The 20710-nt window shown below is 65.7% G+C and carries 14 protein-coding genes, 1 tRNA gene and 1 pseudogene; 9 read left to right on the top strand and 7 right to left on the bottom strand.

What is annotated here, in order from left to right:
- Nucleotides 1-271: 271 nt before the first annotated feature.
- A pseudogene (locus tag PQI66_RS14225) lies at nt 272-1264 on the bottom strand (pirin family protein); the annotation flags it as partial.
- 150 nt (nt 1265-1414) lie between these two features.
- Nucleotides 1415-2839: a dihydrolipoyl dehydrogenase gene (gene lpdA / locus PQI66_RS14220; RefSeq protein ID WP_339999171.1), complete on the bottom strand. Its 1425-nt coding sequence runs from the start codon at nt 2837-2839 to the stop codon at nt 1415-1417.
- A 508-nt stretch (nt 2840-3347) separates the two neighbouring features.
- On the opposite strand from lpdA, the gene PQI66_RS14215 reads away from it, so the two are divergent.
- From PQI66_RS14215 to PQI66_RS14205, 3 genes are all read left to right on the top strand, one after another.
- Complete coding sequence (locus PQI66_RS14215; RefSeq protein WP_339999170.1) at nt 3348-4739, top strand: alpha/beta hydrolase; 1392 nt, start codon at nt 3348-3350, stop codon at nt 4737-4739.
- Between the two features lie 63 nt (nt 4740-4802).
- Complete coding sequence (locus PQI66_RS14210) at nt 4803-5960, top strand: alpha/beta hydrolase (RefSeq protein WP_339999169.1); 1158 nt, start codon at nt 4803-4805, stop codon at nt 5958-5960.
- A 2-nt stretch (nt 5961-5962) separates the two neighbouring features.
- Complete coding sequence (locus tag PQI66_RS14205; RefSeq protein ID WP_339999168.1) at nt 5963-7231, top strand: hypothetical protein; 1269 nt, start codon at nt 5963-5965, stop codon at nt 7229-7231.
- A 17-nt stretch (nt 7232-7248) separates the two neighbouring features.
- Here the strand turns inward: PQI66_RS14205 and PQI66_RS14200 are convergent, their stop codons facing one another.
- The gene (locus PQI66_RS14200; RefSeq protein WP_339999167.1) at nt 7249-8514 is read right to left on the bottom strand and encodes an MFS transporter; all 1266 of its coding nucleotides are present in this window, start codon (nt 8512-8514) and stop codon (nt 7249-7251) included.
- 72 nt (nt 8515-8586) lie between these two features.
- Between PQI66_RS14200 and PQI66_RS14195 the strand changes: the two genes are divergently transcribed.
- From PQI66_RS14195 to PQI66_RS14180, 4 genes are all read left to right on the top strand, one after another.
- Nucleotides 8587-10683 carry an acyl-CoA dehydrogenase family protein gene (locus tag PQI66_RS14195; protein WP_339999166.1) on the top strand — a complete coding sequence of 699 codons (2097 nt, stop codon included), beginning with the start codon at nt 8587-8589 and terminating at the stop codon, nt 10681-10683.
- A gap of 1612 nt (nt 10684-12295) precedes the next feature.
- A complete protein-coding gene (locus PQI66_RS14190; RefSeq protein ID WP_339999165.1) occupies nt 12296-14539 on the top strand; it encodes a hypothetical protein in 2244 nt (747 codons plus the stop codon).
- Nucleotides 14540-14595: 56 nt separating this feature from the next.
- Nucleotides 14596-15195, top strand: a complete 600-nt coding sequence (locus PQI66_RS14185) for a hypothetical protein (protein ID WP_339999164.1) — start codon at nt 14596-14598, stop codon at nt 15193-15195.
- Between the two features lie 682 nt (nt 15196-15877).
- The gene (locus PQI66_RS14180; RefSeq protein ID WP_339999163.1) at nt 15878-16546 is read left to right on the top strand and encodes a response regulator transcription factor; all 669 of its coding nucleotides are present in this window, start codon (nt 15878-15880) and stop codon (nt 16544-16546) included.
- Between the two features lie 31 nt (nt 16547-16577).
- Here the strand turns inward: PQI66_RS14180 and PQI66_RS14175 are convergent, their stop codons facing one another.
- Together PQI66_RS14175 and PQI66_RS14170 are read right to left on the bottom strand one after the other, a co-directional pair.
- A complete protein-coding gene (locus PQI66_RS14175; RefSeq protein ID WP_339999162.1) occupies nt 16578-17147 on the bottom strand; it encodes a TIGR03086 family metal-binding protein in 570 nt (189 codons plus the stop codon).
- Nucleotides 17148-17217: 70 nt separating this feature from the next.
- Entirely contained in the window at nt 17218-17982 is a 765-nt protein-coding gene (locus PQI66_RS14170; protein ID WP_339999161.1) for a metal-dependent hydrolase, read from the bottom strand.
- A gap of 235 nt (nt 17983-18217) precedes the next feature.
- Between PQI66_RS14170 and PQI66_RS14165 the strand changes: the two genes are divergently transcribed.
- Nucleotides 18218-18742: a hypothetical protein gene (locus PQI66_RS14165; protein WP_339999160.1), complete on the top strand. Its 525-nt coding sequence runs from the start codon at nt 18218-18220 to the stop codon at nt 18740-18742.
- Between the two features lie 93 nt (nt 18743-18835).
- Nucleotides 18836-19030, top strand: coding sequence for a hypothetical protein (locus PQI66_RS14160; protein ID WP_339999159.1), 195 nt, complete (start codon nt 18836-18838; stop codon nt 19028-19030).
- A gap of 221 nt (nt 19031-19251) precedes the next feature.
- Here PQI66_RS14160 and PQI66_RS14155 read toward each other — a convergent pair.
- Both PQI66_RS14155 and PQI66_RS14150 read right to left on the bottom strand, forming a co-directional pair.
- Nucleotides 19252-19324: transfer RNA gene (locus tag PQI66_RS14155), tRNA-Thr, on the bottom strand.
- A gap of 102 nt (nt 19325-19426) precedes the next feature.
- Nucleotides 19427-20671 carry a DNA polymerase III subunit delta' gene (locus PQI66_RS14150; protein ID WP_339999158.1) on the bottom strand — a complete coding sequence of 415 codons (1245 nt, stop codon included), beginning with the start codon at nt 20669-20671 and terminating at the stop codon, nt 19427-19429.
- Nucleotides 20672-20710 lie beyond the last annotated feature (39 nt).

Below are 20710 nucleotides of genomic sequence, written 5' to 3'. Positions count from 1 at the left end.
CGTCGTTGCCGTCGTTGCCGTCGTTGCCGTCGTTGCCGTCGTTGCCGTCGTTGCCGTCGTTGCCGTCGTTGCCGTCGAGGAAGTACGTCGCCCCGGCCGGGGTACCGCTTCCGTCAAGGTAGATGCCGTAGGCACCGCCCTCGTCCACGAGCCGCACGGTGACAGGCACCCCGGTCTTGTCGGTTCTGTCGGTCTTGTCGGTCATAGGTCCTCCTCGGTGTTGCGCATGGTCGTCTGTGCGACGGGTCGGCCCGTAGGGGTCGTCGCCCGTCCGTGCGACGGCGGCAGGGTTACTGCGCGGCCGGATGAGGGAGTGCGGCATCTCGGGGGCGTGCAGCCTCTCCGGGCCGTTTGGGTCGTGCCCGGAGTATCCGGTGGTCTCGCCGAACCGCTCTCCGTGGGAGTTCCACTCCTCGCGGTATGCCCGGATCTCGGCGTCGTCGCGTCCGATGAAGTTCCACCACATCACGACGTCCTCTGTGAAGGGGGTTCCCCCGATGAGGATGAGCCGGGCACGCTCGGCACCCGGGTTCGCCACGGTCAGGACGCCCGCCCCGGTACCGGTGTAGGCGAGTTCGGTGCGCGCCACGTCCCGCCCCTCCACGGTGACCTGACCGGCGTCGACCAGGATCCCGTGTTCATGGGACGGGTCGACGGCGAGTCGCAGCCTCGCCCCGGGGTCCAGCCGGAGTTCGGCGCCGACCAACGGGGTGGACGTCGGGACCGGGGACTGCGACCCGAGCAGGGAGCCCAGGAACACCAGCGCCGTCCCCCCGTCGAAGCGCACCGGCTCCGGCGCGTAATGGTCGAAGCGCCGTGGTCCGTGGCGTGCGCTCTCGGGCAGGACGGTCCACAGCTGGACGCCGTGGAGGGTGGTGGTGTCGTCGGTCGACACCTCCGAGTGACAGATACCTGCACCTGCGGTCATCAGGTTCAGCTCTCCGGGGCGGACGGTCTCGTGGACACCGTGGGAGTCGTTGTGGCGGACCTGCCCGTCGAAGAGCCAGGAGACGGTCTGCAACCCGGTGTGCGGGTGCGGGGGCACATCCATGCCGCCGGTGGCACCGACCGGGTCCGGACCGTAGTGGTCGAGGAAGCACCAGGCCCCGATGAGGCTGCGGCGGCGCTGCGGAAGCGTCCTGTGCACCGTCATCGCCCGGGGCCCTCCCAGAGGCACGTCCCGGGCGGTGATGATCTCGACGCCGACCCGTCCGCCGTCCTCACCGCACAGCAGTGGGACGGGGTGTTCTTCGGTGTTGGACATGTGGGGCTCCTCGTCCGACTTTTTAGTTGATGTATCAACTAGTTTGAGTATAGCCCGCCCGGCGCAGACACGACAGAGGCCCGCAGAGCGGGCGTGCTCTGCGGGCCTCGGGTCAGCTCCCACGAAAGAGCTGTGACGACCGGACGGGACCTAGAGGTTGATCATGTGCCCCATCGTGCCCTCGGCGGCTTCCTTGATCGCCTCGGACAGCGTCGGGTGGGTGTGGACGTTGCGTCCGATCTCCTCGGCGGTCAGGTCGAAGCGCTGCGCGAGGGTGAGCTCGGGCAGCAGCTCGGAGACGTCCGGGCCGACCATGTGGCCACCGATGAGCTCGCCGTACTCGGCGTCGACGACGATCTTCACGAACCCGACACCCTCGTTGAGGCCCATCGCCTTGCCGTTGGCACTGTAGGGGAAGGACGCGACCTTGATCTCGCGGCCGTTCTCCTCCGCCATCTTGCGCGCCGCTTCTTCGGTGTAGCCGAAGGAGGCGACCTGCGGGGAGCAGAACGTGGCGCGCGGCATGTTCATGTAGTCGCCGAGTTCCTGGGTCTCCGCGCCGGCGATGGTCTCGGCGGCGACGACACCCTGCGCCTCCGCCACGTGGGCGAGCTGCAGCTTGGCCGTGACGTCACCGATGGCGTAGATGCCCTTGACGTTGGTGCGCATGCGCTCGTCGATGTCGATGGCACCGCGCTCGGTGAGCTTCACGCCGGTCTTGTCCAGGCCGAATCCTTCGACGCGGGGGGCGAAGCCGATGGAGACCATGACGCGGTCGGCCTTGATGGTCTCGGACTTGGAGCCGTCGGCGGTCTCGATGTCGACCTCAACTCCGGCGTCGCCGCCGAGGTCGCGGACGGCGGTGGTCTTGTGACCGGTCTTCAGGGTCACGCCGAGCTTCTTGTACTGCTTGGCGATCTCCTTGGAGACGTCCTTGTCCTCGTTCGGCAGGACGCGGTCCATGAACTCGACGACGGTGATGTCCACGCCGAAGTTGGCCAGCACGTAGGCGAACTCCATGCCGATGGCGCCGGCGCCGATGACGACCATGGACTTCGGGGCGTTCTCGTCGAGGATCTGCTCCTCGTAGGAGACGATGTTGCCGCCGATCTCGACACCGGGCAGGGACTTCACCACGGAGCCGGAGGCGATGATGGCGTTGTCGAAGGTGATGGTCTTACCCGCGTCGTCACCCTCGGTGATCTCGACGGTGTGATCGTCGGTGAAGGAGCCGAGACCGTTGATCTCGGTGATCTTGTTCTTCTTCATCAGGAAGTGGACACCCTTGACGATGCCCGCGGAGACCTTGCGTGAGCGCTTGTGGGCCACGCCGTAGTCCATGCTGATGTTCTCACCGCTGATGCCGAAGGTCTTGGCGTCGTGGGTGAGGATGTGCGAGATGTCCGCGTTACGGATCAACGCCTTGGAGGGGATGCAGCCGACGTTCAGACAGACGCCGCCCCAGTACTGCTTCTCGATCACTGCGGTCTTCAGGCCCAGCTGTGCCGCACGGATGGCGGAGACATATCCGCCGGGGCCCGCACCGATTACTACTACGTCATAATGTTCAGCCACGCCGTCTAGGATACGACGTTTCGGCCCGGGCGTGCAGCGTCGGGGCACCGCCGGGAGCGTTCCCCCGCAAAAATAGAGGTCAGGGCGGTGTCTGACCTACATGAAACGGACGATGAGGTCGGTGATAGTCGAGAGGAAGTGGTTGATGTTGCCGCCGAGCACCTCGTTGGAGCTGACGATGAACTGGTCGATGGGAGCGAGATTCACTTCGGGGTCCTCTTTCACGTGTGCGGGAGTCGCGCGCCGGGGTGGCGCGCTCCACCTTAAACGGTCGGCCGACGTCCGGTGCTACAAGTGTCCGTATTTCACGCCGCAAAAGGGGGTGTCGACACTCCCCCGGTGGCCGAATGCCACCATTCCCAGTGTTACGCCGGGGGCGTAACGAGGTTGGACTGCTGACCGTTTCCTCCGGTGAAATAGGGATCTGGCTTACACGCTGCGGCACCACCCGCTATGCTGACGGAGTCTGCCTTGCACTGCTCTACTGACTTTTCTTGTTGAGGACCGAATGAACAAGCGCGCGATCGCCCGCGTGACGGCTGCCGCCGTCGCAACTGCCCTGCCCCTGTCCGTCATGAGTGTGCTCGGCACGGGTGCCGCGTTCGCCGGCGAGGCTCAGCCGGTCGCCGGCGCCTCACAGACCGGTGACCCCCGCGATGCCTACCCCACGAAGGAGTTCCGGGACCAAGCCACGGTGAACAATCCGTTCCCGAACCGTGCCGCGGCAGAGGCGGAGGGTTACGTCGATGAAGCCAAGGCCGCCTGGCGTGACTACGTCTACCAGGCCGAGGGCGGCGAAGATCCCATGACCCAGGACCTCTGGGAAGCGGGCGACCGGTACAAGCGCATGGAAGAGCGCATGGTCCACTCCGAGGCGATGAACCGCAACATCCCGATCGTCACGATCCGCGCCGCGAAGGACGCAGAGAATGCGCCGACGATCTACCTGCTCAACGGTGCTGACGGCGGCGAGGGCGCGGCCAACTGGCTGCGCCAGACCACCGCCGTCGACTTCTACGGAAACCAGCTGGGCAACGTGAACGTGGTCATCCCCATGGAGGGCGCATTCTCGTACTACACCGACTGGGAGCAGCCGAACCCGAACCTCGACAAGGGTGGCAACAAGCAGGCCTGGGAGACGTTCCTCGTCCAGGAGCTCCCCGGCCCCATGGAGTCCGCACTCGGCACCAGCAACCCCAACCGGTCCATCATCGGCATGTCGATGACCGGGTCGACCACGCTGGTCTACGGCGAGAAGTACTCCGGGTTCTACGACTCCATCGGCGCCTATTCCGGATGCGCGGCAACCTCCGGCGAGATGGCCGAGACCGTCCAACTCGTCCTGAGCCGTGGCGGCGCCACCTACGAGCAGATGTGGGGTGAGCGCAACGGCCAGGTGGCCCGCGAGAACGACGCACTGGTCAACGCCGCCGACCTCAAGGACCAGCACAACGTCTACGTGTCCTCCAACAGCGGTCTCATGGGCGAGCACGACGTCTCCTCCGGCGACCGTCTCAATGGCCAGATCCTCGGTTCCTTCATCCCCGCCACCGAGGGTGGCGTGATCGAGGCGGCGACCAACGCCTGCACCCACATGCTGAAGTCCACCACCGACAAGGAAGGCATCACCCAGGCCTCCAACAACCTGGTGTACAACTTCCGCAACACCGGCACCCACCAGTGGGGCTACTGGCAGGACGACATGTTCGACGCCTGGCCGACCATCTCCGCAGGCCTTTTCCCTGAGCGCGACAAGTCTGTAGCCATCGCCCAGCGCGACGAGGCCAAGGCGGCCTACCTCGAGGCGAACCCGGGTGCCGGCGCCGCCGGGTCCACCCCGGTGTCCTCCCTGCCGACCTGGCAGGACATCCAGGACAACATGGACGACAACGAGGAGTAACCCACTCCTCTCGCCCAGCCGCCCGGCCTTCCCCACCTTCGACCAGCAGAAAAGAGACGACTGATGTCCGTGGCCAGGCCGGGCGGCGGACGACGCCGCCCCACCATCCGTGGGGCGGTTTCTCTGTGTCTCACCACCGTCACTCTCGCACTCCTGACGTCGGTACCCGCGACCGCCGGGCCGGACCGTGCCACCACTGCCACCCGCCCCACCGGCGCCTCACCCTCACAGGTCCGCCCCGCAGAGATTCACCGTGGCCGATCGACCCCGAACCTCACCGAGGACGAGTCTGACTGGCGTGTCCTCCTGGACGAGTACCCCGAGCTCGAGGAGGTGTGGACCTACTCACCGTCAATGAACCGGGATATTCCGCTGCTGGTCCTCCCCGCCGGTGTCGACAACGCCCCCACGTTGTACATGCTCAACGGGGTGGACGGCGGGCCGGAGGACAACAACTGGTTCGGTAAAGGTGGCGGCGTGGAGTTCTACAGCGACAAGGGCGTCAACGTCGTCGTCCCGGTGGACGGGAAAAACTCCTACTACACGGACTGGCTCCAGCCGTCCCCGCTGGACCGCGCGGACCGTGGCGGACTGCGGCAGCAGTGGGCGACCTACCTTGCCCGCGAACTGCCGGGTCCGTTGGAGGAGGCCCTAGGAGCCAACGGCAACCGGGCGATCCTGGGGATGTCGATGTCCTCGACGTCCGCTCTGCTTCTCGCCCAGCACAACCCCGGGATCTACGGGGCCGTCGCCTCGGTGTCCGGTTGTGCCGACACGACCTCTCCGCAGGGCAGGCCGACCGTGGACTACATCACCGAGGACGCCGGTGCCACCACCGGGCAGATGTGGGGTCCTGCGGACGAGGCCTACGCACGCGACCACGACCCCTACCTCAACCTCGGGCGTCTCACTGCGGCGCATCAGGGGCGGAGTCTCCCCCTCTATGTGTCGGTGGCATCCGGCATCCCAATGCCGGTGGAGTCGCAGGCGACGGTGCGGAACCAGGCCATCGGTGCCGCCCTGGAGATCGGTTCCCTGAGTTGCACGGTGCGACTGGATGAGGCGCTCGACCGGGTCGGGGTGCCTGCCACTGTCGACTACCATCCACGCGGTCTGCACAGTTGGGCGATGTTCGCGAAAGCTCCGGCAGCGTCCTGGCCCACGGTGAGCAAAGGTCTTTTTCCCGAGGCCGGTGACAGGGCACCCGCGGGAGGGGCCTGACTGTGCGTACCACCGGAGCCGTGAGGTCACTGTCCGCCGCCACCCTTGTGGTGGCGGTTTCCGGTTATGCGGTGATTGTCGTCGCGGGCCGGGCCCTCGACACGGTCAGCTACGAGGCCTTCTCCGTCTTCTGGGGACTGTTCTTCGCCCTGGCCGGCCTGATCGACGGCCTGTTGCAGGAGACCACCCGCTCGGTGGCTGCCCGCCACACCGGCCCCCGGAAGGCCACCGGAAACCAGCACCCTGCCACTACAGCGGCCCACCCGATGGCTGTCGCCGCCGGTTTCGCCGTCCTCACCGGCGTGCTCGCCGCGCTCTCCGGACCCCTGTGGGCAGGACGGGTCCTTCCCGACGACACCGGCCTGAACACCGCCGGAGTGATCCTCATGGCAGGCGGACTGGCCTGCTACACCTTCCAGGCCGCGCTCTGCGGACTGTTGTCCGCGGCGACCCGGTGGTCGACCTTCGCCTGGTTGATCAGTGTGGACAGTGCCGTCCGCATCCTCCTCGCACTGGTCGCCTGGGCACTGGGTTGGCACCTGCTTGCGTTCCTCGTCGTCACCGTCCTCGGAGCTCTGACCTGGGGCGGGCTGCTCCTGGCCTTCCCGTCTCAGCGCGACGTGCTCCGGGAGGTCGGCGATGTCGGCACAGGCGAGTTCATCCGCCGGACGGTCAAGGCCATGCTGGCGTCGGGCGCCAATGCGGTCCTGATCACCGGGTTTCCGGTCCTGTTGACATTCACCTCAGGAGCAGGCGTGGCTCCCGGTGCGTTGGCGGCCGTCATCACGGCGGTGACGTTGACCCGGGCACCGCTGCTGGTCCCGCTCCAGCGCTTCCAGCCCGCACTGATCGTGCACTTCACGCAGCACCGCGACAGGGTGTTGCGGGCGTGCCTGCTCCCGGCGGTGATCATCGCCGGAACAGCCGTCGTCGGAGGAGCGGCGGCCTACTGGCTGGCCCGACCGCTGATGCTGGTCTTCTTCGACGCGGCCCTGGTCAGTTCACCGGTGGTGCTGGCCCTGCTGACGCTCGCATCCGGCTCGACCGCACTGCTGATGGTGACCGGGTCCGCCGCACACGCCGCTGAGAGACACACACTGTACCTGGCAGGATGGGCCGTCGCGACCGTGGCCGCGGTGGCTCTCCTCCTCGTGGGTGCGTCACCGGAGACCCGGGCGATGCTGGCCCTGGGGCTGGCTCCGCTGGCCGGTGTCGCAGTGCATCTCGCAGTGCTCTCCTCAGTGTCGGGGGCATCCGGCCGCCCCGACTGACCTGCCACCACGTGCGGTCACTGTGTCGGCAGGTTCTTCCGCGAGAACACGCTGACGATCACCAGGAACACCACGGCCACCACGATGCCGGCACCGAGCATCACCGGGTAACTGAAGGTCGACGACAGCCTGGTGAGGATCATCGGGAAGAAGAACCCGATGTAGGTCAGCGTGTAGTAGGCGGCGGTCAGGCCGGCGAGGTCGTCCGGCCCGGCGATGCGCTGCACTTCAGTCAACCCGCTGATCAGGCACAGACCGTAGGCGGCGCCGAGGACGACGGCCACGATGACGGCACTCCACACGGCGATGTTCGACGATGCGGCGCTGGCGATTGCCATCCCGACGATGACCAGGACCAGGGCGACGATCGGTCCCCGCGCATTGTGCTCGGTGTTGATCTTCGGCCCGAACTGCTGGATGGTGAAGCCTGAGGCCAGGGCGATGACAGTCAACAGTCCGGAGAACGCGACCGGACTGGATACCTGATCCTGGACCAGTCGCGGAGTGATGGCGTAGGCGACTCCGGCGGCACCGAAGACCCACGGTGCGACCGGGGCGACCACGGTGAGGAACCGTGGGTGCCGGATCGTGGGGACCAGGATGTCGGACCAGAACGACCCCTTCACCTTCAGGTGTGCCGACTGGCGGGTTTCCGGCACAGTCACCAGGCCGGCGAGGGCGACGACGGAGATCGCGCAGTGCACGATGTAGGGCAGTTGGCCGGGGATCGGCCCCCACTCGGCGAGGACCCCGGCAAGTCCCGCGCCGAGTCCGAACCCGGCGGTCAGTGACATCGTCGCCCGCTTGGCCCCGGAGGACGGTGCGGCCGCCGGGTCGAAGGTCGGGGTGGAGAGCTCCTTGATCCAGGATCCGCCGACAGACATCGCGATCCCCACGGCGAGGCCGGCGAGGATACGGCCGATGAACATCACGGACTCGGTGGTTTCGCCGAGGGCGATGAACACGCTGCCGAGCAGAGCGATGAGCGGTGCCGGCACCATCACGGCCTTGCGTCCGAAGCGGTCGGACAACGGACCGCAGATCAGCAGTCCGGCGATGATGCCCGCGGCGTAGGACACCAGCAGGGAGTCGACGAAGACATCGCTGAACACGGCTTCCTGGCGGTAGAACACGAGCATCGGGGTGGCTTCGTTCCCGCCCCAGGCCACGCTGAACACCGCAAAGGCGACGAACAGCCAGGCGCGGGAGTAGCGGGACGTGCCACTCGTCGGGTGGTGGGTCGACAGGGACGGGACCTGCCCGTTGCGGTGGTGATCGGTCATGCCCCATATGGTAGGACCTCATGGTGTGGCACCGCTCACCGAACCACCGATTCCCACGTAATATCGAGTGGCATGGCACACACTGAGAAGACCCCCGACACCACTGCGATTGCGGCGAGTCTGACCCGCCGCGGTAACGACCGCCCGGCGAAACTGCGTGATCAGGCGGACCGTGCGGTCCGTAAGGCCGTGGCCGCTGAGCTCCAGGAAGTCCTGGACGGCCGATGGGCCGACGTGAAGAACGAGACCCGCGCACTGATCGCGGAGAAGAACCTGTTCCCGGATGACTCGTTGGACCTGGACGAGGCACGTGAGCGCACACTGACGCAGATGTTCGACATGCTGGAGACCGGTGCTCCTCGCGGCACCTTCCACAAGGACCACGGCGGCACCGGTGACCTGGGTGCCACACTCACCGCCATCGAGGTCGTCGGCGGCGCCGATCTGTCACTCATGGTCAAGGCCGGTGTGCAGTGGGGACTGTGGGGTGGCGCGGTGGAGAACCTCGGCACGGAGCGGCACATCCCGCTGATCAAGGACATCATGGAGCTGCGCACCCTGGGGTCGTTCGCGATGACGGAGCGTGGCCACGGGTCAGACGTCCAGTCGCTGGAGACCACCGCGGTGTACGACCGGGAGACCGGGGAGTTCGTGATCAACACCCCGACGGCGTCGGCGGAGAAGTGGTACATCGGCAACGCGGCGAAGCACGCACGGATGGCCGCCGTGTTCTGCCAGTTGTTCACTCCGGACGAGGACGGCGAGCTGGGCGAGTCCCATGGCGTGCACTGCATCGTGGTGGAGGTCCGCGACGAGGACGGCACGGCGAAGCCCGGTGTCGGGATCGGCGACCACCTGCACAAGGGTGGCCTGAAGGGCGTGGACAACGGCACGTTCACCTTTGATCACGTGCGCGTGCCGAGGGAGAACCTGTTGAACCGGTTCGCCGACGTCTCGGAGGACGGTGAGTACTCCTCCCCCATCGAGTCGGACGGTGCCCGGTTCTTCACGATGCTGGGTGCGTTGATCCGGGGCCGGATCACGGTGGGGGCGGCGTCCGGCGGCGCGACCCGCTCAGCACTGACGATCGCGACGAGTTACGCGAATCTGCGCCGACAGTTCTCCGCGGACGACAGCCTGCCGGAGAACAAGCTGATTGAGCACCGTAAGCACCGTCTGCGCCTGATCCCGCTGATTGCGCGGAGCTACGGTCTGCAGTTGGCGTCGAATCAGCTGATCGCCCGCATTCATGACTTGGAGAGTGCGGAGATCGACCGGACGGACATGACCAAGGAGCAACGGTGGGACCAGCGTGAGCTGGAGGCGCATGCTGCCGCCTTGAAGGCGGCGAACACCGCCCATGCGACGCGGACGATCCAGGAATGCCGTGAGGCGTGCGGTGGCGCGGGCTACATGGCGGAGAACCTGCTGACCACGTTCAAGGGTGATTCGGACGTGTTCACCACCTTCGAGGGCGACAACGTGGTGATGATGCAGTTGGCGGCGAAGGAGCTGCTGACGGGTTTCTCGCGTGAGGTCGGGGACCTGAAGCCGTTGGAGCTGGTGCGTTTCGGCCTGGACAACTTCGGGACGTTGTTGAAGCGTCGGACGGCGGCCGACACGCTGATCCAGAATCTGGTGGATTCGTTCACGGACCGGGAGGAGACGTCCCTGTTCGACCCGGCGAATCAGGTGGACCTGCTGACGGAGCGGGAGAACCGTCTGCTGATGTCTCTGATCCGCCGGATCCGGCCGGCGCAGAAGATGGACATCAAGGATGCCGCCGATCTGGTGGACAAGGCACAGGACCACCTCCTGGAGTGTTCCTGGGCCCACGTGGACCGCATCATCCTGGAGGCGATGCTGGAGGCTGAGGCTCAGCTTGCGGACGGTCAGGCGAAGGAGGTCATGGAGCAGGTGCGAGACGTGTTCGTGTTGAGCATCATCCATGAACACAGTGGCTGGTACCAGGAGCAGAACCTGCTGACGGGTACACGGACGAAGGCTGCCCGAGCGGCTCTGAATGATCTGGTGGATTCCCTGGGCCCGTGGTCGCAGACGTTGGTGGATGCGTTCGCCGTGCCGGAGAACATCGCGGATGTGCCGCTGATGACGGACTACGACGACATGGTCCCGCGGGCACAGACCCACCCCGCCGCAGGAATGTAGCAATAGCTACATAACCTTATGACTGAGGTAACGGCAGTTACCTCGGCCAACGTAACCACCCCCGCCATGAACAACGTTAATGCACGTGGACACGGCGGATCCACCCCCGAGCGAAGCTACCAATGACCGTTACCTCGCCGTGACCTAACACGATCTGATGGACATCCGTTACTGTTAATAGTGCGACACACCGAGTCTCACCGACTCACCGTGTTGCAAGACCGTATACGTTCAACCGAAAGGTATCCATCATGCTGGACATCGTTTCCGACATCGTCACCGCCATCTCCGAGTTCCTGGGCTCCGCCCTCGACCTCGTCACCGGCTCCATCCAGGGTGGCGCATAAATCAGTCTTCAGTCCCCCGCAACGGGACTGTGAACTGTGCCCCGTTCGACCTTACGGTCGGGCGGGGTTCTTTTATGCCTGAGGCGCCTCTCCAGCACCTCAGCAACAGTATGGGACCCCGCCTCCATCCTGGCCAGACCCTAGAACTGGGGGCATGGTTTCATGGCCAAAGATGTTCATCGGGTAACGGTTGTTGGATATAGTTCGGTCCGTGCCCGATCGGATCCCCGATCCTCTACGGCGCAGACCGCATACGCCCTACCGAAAGGGAGCTACCATGCTCGCTATCCTCACCGAGATCGTCCAGGCCATCGCAGGCTTCTTCGGCAACGCCATCGGCCTCATCTCCGGCTCCATCACCGGCGGCACCACCCCGCCCCCCGCCTGAGGCTAAAAGCAGCTACATCTGCAACCGCCTGACCCCGCCCGGCTCTTCCGGGCGGGGTCAGGTGCGTTCTCCACCGACTGAAACGCACCCCCTCCACAACCCGTCCAATAAATTTTCTCCGAGGGTGTAACAATCCACGATAGTTATCGTTCTCCTACATGAAGCACCACGGAGCCAGCCCGGCCCCAGGGTGCAACCCCCCACAACTTCAACCGAAAGGTTCTCTCATGCTCGAGATCATCTCCTCCATCGTCGAAGCCATCTCCACCTTCTTCACCTCCGCCATCGACCTGGTCGCCGGCTCCATCACCGGTGCCTAAGAACTAGATGGCAGGTCCCCCGCAACGGGACCCCCAGGAGTACCGCCCAGCCTTCCGGCTGGGCGGTACTTTTTCGGTCGGGCGCCCCCTACACCACTCACCTGCCCTCTACTGCCCGATATCCCCCTGGTACAGCCCCCAAGAATTGGGTCATTTCGTAGACTAACGTACGTAGTTGTCCGGCGATATGATGAGTAAGCGGACAGAAGCCCCCTCCACGCCGACACCGCGAGCACCACCCCACCACACTCACCACTGTCCTGGAAGGTCAGAACAATGCTTGCAATCATCGGTTCCATTGTCGCCCTCGTCGCCACCGTCCTTACCGGTGCCGTCATGCTTGTCGCCGGTTCCATCATCGGCCTCTGACGACACTTTCCGCGTCGAACTCAACGCCAGAGCAACCACGGACCCCACCCGTCACGCGGGTGGGGTCTCGTATGATTTCCACTGCAAAAGCTGGATACGCACCCAGCGCCTGCCTACTATTGGAACTGTCGATGTGACGAACTGAAGCACCCCAGTAGAAAACGACTATCCCGCCCGGCCCTACGCCCATGCCACCGCGCAACCCTGCTGCCACCGAAACCGCCATGCTGCGCGTCGCCGCCCTGGCGATCTCCCTCACGTGGCCGCTCTGGGTCTTCGAAGCCTACAACCGGAAGTTTCCCGCTACCACAGGACTCGATGACTGGTACCCACTGACCAGCGTCTGCCTCTTCGCCCTCGGCAACCTGTTCCTCATCGCCGCATGCATCAGCGGGCACCGTCGGCTTCTCGTACTCGCCCTCCGCACAGCGTCTGCGACCCTGCCGGTCGCCTTACTGCTTCTCATCTGCAGCTCCCTCTCGGGCAGTCAGGAGGCCGCGTCAGGGATCTGGTTCACCGTGCTCGTGAGTATCCCTGCCCTGGCGTTCGCCCTGACAGTCCCACTACGCTTCGGCCTCCCCCCGTTCACGATCGCCGTCGGCGGCGTCACCCTGGCCAACGCACTTCTCGACCACCCCACCGATACCCTCAGCATCGCCACCGAGGTCACGTTCTCCCTCGTCTACTCACTGCCCCTCGCGCTCATCGCGTGCGCCACCCTCCAGCTCGCGAGGTTCATCGACTCCGCTGCAAACGAGGCGCACCGCGACAACATCGCCGCGACACGGCTCCGGGCCCGGGCGGAGGAAACCACCCGATTGACCGCCCTGGTCCATGACAACGTCCTGTCGACGCTCTCCGGCATCACCCGGGGGATTCTCCCGTCCGAACCGGTCGACCTCCGCCTCACCACAGTCTTCGACGACGCCGGAACCATGTCGTCCCCCCAACTGATCGCTGCCGTCACCGCGGCCGTCGGCCAACACACCCCCGACTGCACCGTCACCGCCGATTCACCGACCGACCTGACCCTGCCGGGTGTCGCCGGAGCCAATATCGCGCTGGCCATCGCCGAGGTCGCCAAGAACTCCCGACAGCACGCTGGCCCCGACGTGCACCGGAGCTGCCACATCAGCCTGAGCGATACGGCCGTTCAGCTGCGTTACGCCGACGACGGCACCGGATTCCGGACCGGCGACATCCGACCGACGGCTGCAGGCCTCCGGGTGTCCGTCCTCGGCCGCATGTCGACGACGGACGGGGCCGCCGCCACAGTCACCTCCTCCCCCGGCAGTGGGACCACCGTCGATATCACCTGGCAGCACACAACCTCGCCCACGCAGTCCATCAGTGACGACCACAGCACCACCGCCCGCAGGTCATGGCTGAACAGCTCCGGAATGCAGACCTACGACCTGATGCACCTGAGCTACGCCATCTGCGTCCCCTACGGAATTACCGTCGCCCTCCTGTTCACCTGCATGAACATCCTGAACGGCAACCCCTCGGCACCGGGGAACATCGTCGCCAACACCCTCACCGTGATGCTGGCAGGAGTTCTCGTCAGCGGGCACGCCTACCGGCTCACCGTCATGAGGGCCGGTCTGGCCGCAGTCGGGATCGTGGTACTCATGGAGGTCGGACGGTGGCAGAACCTCTCCGACGCTCCCGGGTGGAGTTACGGCTGGCACATCATGGCGGCCTCCCTGCTGTGCGCACTGGTTGCGCTACGGGGGCGACCGACTATCGCTGTCGCAGCGCTGCTCACCGGTGCCGTAGTCGTCGAGATCGCCATGTCGATCCCTGCGACACCCGATCTGGACTTCGGAGCCTTCCGCACCCTCATGTCCAGCCTTCTGGTCGTATCCTGCGCGCTCGTGTCCTTCGGCATCCGTAACACACTGACACGACTCCCCGACGCCCGGCAGAAGTTACACGACGCCGAACTCCGGACCATTGCCGCCGCAGAGATATCCGAGTACCGGCAAGACCGTCTGCAACGCCTCCGCGAGGAACTCGCCCCCGTGGTCGCAGCAACCACCGGACTTGCGGACGTCACCGATGAACTCAGGGAGCAGGCTCACCTCACCGAACTACGTCTGCGCGACGCCATGCGCTCCCCCCTGCTGGACATCCCCGCCGTGCACGCGGCTGCTCGCTCGGCCCGTCGGCGAGGCGTGGTTGTCCAACTCCTCGACGACAACTCACCAGCCGTGTCCACGTCCGTCGGCGGTGCCGGTAGCCCCGGCGATGTCCCTCCGCCCGGTGAGGAAATTCATCCGGAACTGCACCAACGCATCATCACCGCCTTGAGCAGCAGATCCACCGAGACGGTGACCGTCCGGCTGCACCCGCCGGGACGGGCCACGTTCTGCACCATCTCCACCGATGACGGGCTCCGCCGGTACCGGCAGGACGGGACGCCTGTGTGACCAGCCCCCAGTTATAGGGGCGCCGGCAAGGACGCATAGTCATCTATATTTGCCTCATGAACCATATTCCTCGGTATCACACACGTGCACGCACCCTTGCCGCAACCGTCGCCGCCATTGCCGTCACCTGCTCTGCAGCAGTACTGGCAACGCCCTCCGCCGTCGCCGATGACGACAGTCCCCGACAGCCCGCTGGCCTGATACTCAGAGGCAACTCACTCATCGACCCGGAGGGCGACCGACCGTACACCCGGGGCATCGCCCCCGGAAACACGTTCTATGTCCAGTACTCGGTGTCGAACCCTACCGACCAGGCTGTCACAATCACCGGGTACAACTCGAAGGTCACCGCGACAATCACGAACGAAAAATGGCTGGACCGGGGCTACGCCCCTGACTACTGCCAGCAGTTCTTCGTCGAACGTGAACCACAGGACCGCCAGCAGTTCCCGGTCACCCTCGAGCCAGGCGAGAATTCCGGCCCCATGTACGACAATTCCACCTACGAGTTCCTGTGGGAGGCCGACAACCCGTGCCAGGGCATCACCTTCGGCCTCGGGACCATGACGGTCGCCCCCGATGTACCTCCGCCATCACTGCCCGGTTCCGGCGGATCATCGCTCACCGGAAGCCTCGGCTCACTGTCCTCCTCCTGATCACAACGGGACCCGCGCCCCCTGGCGAAAATCCGAAGACGCGGACCTGAACCTGACTACCGGGAACCGATACTTGTTGGCCCCCTCAGGCCCCTTTGCGCACGTCGAGCAAGACACACGTGAAGTCCCCCGTAGTCCGCACTATCGCCGAAGAGGACCATGACGGAGCAGTATCAAACCTCAGCGGTAAGTACATCCGGTCCGAGCAACGAATGTTTCAGAGCCGTGAAATGACTGTACTTCCTGCAAGAAGGCGGGCCCGCTGAAGGCAGCCTCGCCGTAGAAGGAACACAGGAAGTCGGCTGAGCAACTGGCATGTTCCCCCGTCTACGTTTAGTGTAGAACCTAACGCTGTGACGAACTGACGCGGTTCAGGCTCTCCCGTCCCACAGCGGCCGAACAGTACAACCACCTCGAAAGGACCTTCACATGGGTATCGTCAGCAGCCTCCTCACCCCCGTTCTCGGCCTCGTCGGCGGCCTCCTGGCCGGCCTTGGCGGCGTCGTCGCCGTGCTCGGCTCCGTTCTCTAAGGGACACGAGCCGTCTCACGACGCATACAGAACCCCGGCTCAGGAAACCTGAGTCGGGGTTCAGTCGGTCACCCCACACCACCATGGGCTGGCAGAAGAACCTCCACCGGGGAACTACACCGTCGTCCGTCGACCAGGGTATTATCATTCAATGAATCACACCTTACTTCGCGTAGCCGCCATCGACGACCACGAACTCTCCCTGCGGGGGCTCGCCGCCCTGATCGACGAGGCGCCCGACATCGAGTTCACCGGTATGTTCTCCACGGTCAACGACCTTCTCGTGGCCGGCGACATGCTCGAACCACCCGACCTGGTGATCCTCGACCTCCGGCTCGGGGACGACTCCGACCCGGAGGACAACGTCCTCAGGATCCAGTCCGTCACGGAGAATGTGCTTGTACTGTCGTCGCTGGAGAGTCCGTTCCTGGTCCGGCGGTCGCTGAAAGCCGGTGTCCTGGGGATGATCCAGAAGTCCGCGTCCCCGGAAGTGATTCTGCGTGCGATCCGCGCCGCGGCCCAGGGGTACGCCGTGCCGACGACCGAGTGGGCAGCTGCGATCGACTCCGACCCCCACCTGGACTCCATCAACCTGTCGGACCGTCAGCGGGAGGTTCTGGAGCTCTACGCCTCCGGCGAGCCCGCGAAACGAGTCGCGCGGCTGACCGGCCTCTCCCAGGACACCGTCAACGACTATCTCGGGCGGATCCGCGTGAAGTACCAGCACGCCGGACGCCCCGCCCCGACCAAGACCGACCTCTTCCGACGAGCGCAGGAGGATGGCTTCCTGCCCGGCCCGAGCGACCCCTCATTCAGTTAATTCAGCGGACAACGGCTGCGCACTACTACCGTCAGCCATCCAACCCGAAGTTCGGGTCGCGGCCGACATACGCCATCAGGCGAATCGTCGAGGAGGCGTCGGCCGCCGTCTCCTGCGGCGGGCCGAAACCACCGCGGGCCTGCAGCTGCTCGCCGAGTGAGCGCAGTCCGCCGAGGTTCGTCTCGGCGAAGTCGGCGTCCAGTTCCACGTCGCGCCCCTGGGACCGGGCGAGGTCCCAGGTGTGCATGAACACGTCCGGGATGAAGAAGCCGCGGGCGTTGGTCTCCAGCGACTGCCCCGGGATCGGGCCACGGGTGACCAGAGCTTCGGCCTTGTTGTCGTCGTCGAGGGCCTGCGAGACGATGTCGGCGAACTCGGCCCACACGGTCGCCGGGTCGGAGTTCTTGTCCCCGGAGAGTTCGACGGTGATCCCGACGTCCTCGAGGGCGGGGGCGAACCAGCTGATCAGATGGCCGACGATGTCGCGGGCGGTCCATTCCTCACACGGGGTCTGTGCGTCCCAGTCGTTGTCTTTGGTCTGCTCGGTGAAGCCGGCGGCAATCACACGGAAACGTTCAGCGGTGTCCTTCGGTACGGACATGATCAACCTCCTGCTCATGGCCGGGCTTCGGTCGCGCCCGGAGACTGTCTCCGAGAGTACCTGCGTGATCTCACGCCACGATCAGCCCGTGGTCCCAACCGACCACACATACCCCGACCAGTGCCGCGGTACACACCGCCATGGCGACCGTGTCCCCGACGCCGGCCGCACGGATCCGTAACGGCTTCGGCAGGAGGTGCACGCTGCCCCACCGGTCACCACCGACCGGAACGAGTGGCGCGAACAACGGCACTCCGGAGCGCGTCACCGCGTCCCCGGCGCAATGCACCAGGCACCCGACACCGACCGCCGTCGCCATCACGGCCGGTGACACCATCTCGGGCAGGTCCCGCAGCACCAGCAGCGTCAGCCCGACTGCGAGCACCACGGATCCGAGCGACCCCCACCGCCGCACCACCGGCCGGACCAGTGAATGCAGTGCCAGCAGGACCAGGGCAGCGAAGATCCCGACCGTCACCCGTCGGTCACCGAGGTCGACCGCCCACCAGGTGGCAACGGCGAGAAGGACGGCGAACACCACTGTGTGGGTCAGCGTCCGGTGCCCGCCGACCCGCCGCCCCCTGGCACCCGTCGCCTCGGCGACCATCGACGACGTCCGGTTGACGACGACCGCCACCAGCCTGCTCACCGGTCCCAACGTCCGCGCCGCCGTGCCGGACGGGTGGTCCAGATCCGGTAGGACGGCGGCCCCGGCCGTGACACCGCTGAGCACAAGTGCGGACGTCGCGTCGACCGGGGTGCCGGACGCCTGCGCCGTGAACACAGCTATGGCAGCCCCTGCTGCGGCGCCCGACATCGCGTGCGTCGGCCCCATGACCATTCCTGTCCCACGCTCCTCTCCACGGATGTGCCGGTGACTGGTCCTGCCCCGGCTCTGGAGACAGTTCTACAGGGCGGCCCGGACAGGAGATGAAGGGGCGTTCGAACACTGCATTAACACAGCTCAGCCGGCAATGTGATGGTTTGCCCGACGAACCGAACATAAGCTACTTTGCTCACAGCCTGTCTCTACTTATATGGGGGACAGCATGACTACTTCAGGAGATCACATGCGTAACCGCACCAAGCTCGGCGCCGTCGTCGCCGCAGCTGCACTGTCCATGTCGCTGACCGCCTGCGGATCAGACTCAGACGACGCCACCGAGAGCACCTCGGCGACCAGCACGACGTCCTCCACATCCAGCAGCACGTCGGCGACGTCGAGCACGTCCGCCGACTCCGACGCTGACGACGACACTGACGGGAACACCTCATCCGGCAACGGCGACGAGCCGTCCGAGAACGGGAACGGCGGGAACTCCGGCGGCTCCGGGTCGGGCAACACCTCCGGCGGTGGCTCGACCAACGGCGGTGGCGCTACCGGAGGTGGCAACGGCGGCAACAGTGGCGACAGCAACTCGGGCAACTCCAGCAACTCCAGTAACTCAGGCGACGAAGAGAACGACGACGACACCGAGGCAACACAGACCGAGGACCCGGAGACCGATGACGAAGGCGACGATAAGACCAACGATGACGGTATCGCCACGGCACCGAACCCCGAGGGCACCGGAGGATTCGGCCAACGCCCCTGATTCTCCTCGGCAGGCCGCCTGGGGCACGTGGTGCCTCCGGCCTACACCGAACATTCACTGACGTGAACGTCCTGACACAAGGAAAACCGCCACATGATCGAATTCATCACCAACCTTTTTGGCCAGCTGATCGAACTCACCCAGCTCATCATCGGCTATATCACCCAGCAGATCCCCGGCGCCACGCCAGACTGCACTGACTGGGCGCACCCCGGCGACTGGTACCCGGGCGGCGTGTGGCCCGACGGTACCCCGATCCCCGACGACATCGTCTGCGGCGACGCCTAACCCGCTAGCCGGGCCAGGGGCGTCCCGGCCCGCAGACACGTGAAAACCCCCGATCCACAACCATGGATCGGGGGCAATTTCATGCCACACAATGGCGGTAGCCAACGAGACCAGTATCCTGACCGTGGCGGTAGTTGCGGCGGTACCCGGCAAGACCAGGCACCGCACAGCCACCCCGCCAAACCCGGCAAACAACCAGGTCAAACTACCTAACTAAATTGAGCCGCCTGCGAGAATCGAACTCGCGACCTTTTCATTACGAGTGAAACGCTCTACCGACTGAGCTAAGGCGGCGCACGCGGACACCGTCACCGACGGTGCTGCATACGACGGGTAATCCTAGCGGACGGCAGAACCCTCCACAAAACAGGCCCCAGGGTCCGGGCCCCCTGCAGGTCACACCTGACCGCAGCACTCCCGCAGCCGTCCCACCATCGCCGTCAGTGCCACCTCGGGTTTCACGTTGAAGGTGAGTGTCTCCCGGCAGGCGGACACCGCGTCGATGCACTGCACCAGATTCTCCGGGGCATTACGCCGTGCCAGTTCCCCCGACACCTTCGCCTGGTCGGGGTGCAGGAACCCACCGACCGGCCCGTCGTCGTCCACCGCACCGGCGGCGATCATCATCGCATCCCGGTACAGCCCCGCGATGTCGATCAACGCCAGGTCCAACGAGTCCCGCAGCATGCGCGTCCGCCGGTTCTTCTGCTCCTTCTCCAGCTCCTTGATCTGGCCGGCCGCCCCCGCCTGCGCCTTGGCGACACCGCGTCCCTTTGCGCCCAACCCCAGCGAACTCTGGAGGTCGGCGAGTTCCTTCTCCTCTCGCCCTGCCACCGTGGCGGTCGCCTCCTCCGTCGCCGACGAGACCAGGTCGCTGACGAACCGGTACGACTCCCCCGCCTCGTACACCAGCGCAGGCAGTTTCAACGCGCTCGCCCTCTTCGACCGGGCCTTCTCCTCCGACGCCAGGTGCCGCGCCCTCCCGATGTGCCCGCCGGCCACCTCCGCCGCCCAGGACGCCTGCTCCGGGGACAACCCCAGCTTCGTGTCCCCCATCAGGACCGCCTCCACCTCGGCCCGCGACGGCGTCGGCACATACAGGTGCCGGCACCGCGACCGCAACGTCACCGCGATGTCCTCCGGGTCCGTGCTGGGGGCGCACAGCACGAACACCGTGCGCTCCGGCGGCTCCTCGATGCTCTTCAGCAGGGCGTTGGCACTGCTGTCGTTGAACCGGTCGGCGTCCTCGAACACCACGATCCGCCACGGCGCCACCGTCGGCATCGCCGCCGCCGTCCGGATGACCTCGCGTGCCTCGGACACCTGGATCACCACACCGTCGGTGTGCACCCACGTGATGTCCGGATGCGACCCCGCCGTCGCCGAGCGGCAGCCGTCACACCGTCCACACCCCGGCACGTCCGGGTCCTCACACACCAGTGCCGTGGCGAAAGCCTTCGCCGCCACCGACCGTCCCGACCCGGGTGGACCGGTGAACAACCAGGAATGGGTCATCGCGGCGGACTGCCCGCCGCCCCGGGCGGCCTCCACCGCGGCGACCAAGGGCTCCGTCACGTGCGGGCTGAGGACCGCGGCGGAGAACACGGATTCAGGGGCGGCGGGAGCAGGCGAGGAACTCACGGTGACCAAGTGTAGTCCCCCGCCCGGACGTCGCCGGAG

This window comes from Corynebacterium sp. USCH3 (assembly GCF_037619475.1).
GTDB lineage: Bacteria > Actinomycetota > Actinomycetes > Mycobacteriales > Mycobacteriaceae > Corynebacterium.
This window is presented reverse-complemented; position numbering and strand designations above follow the sequence as displayed.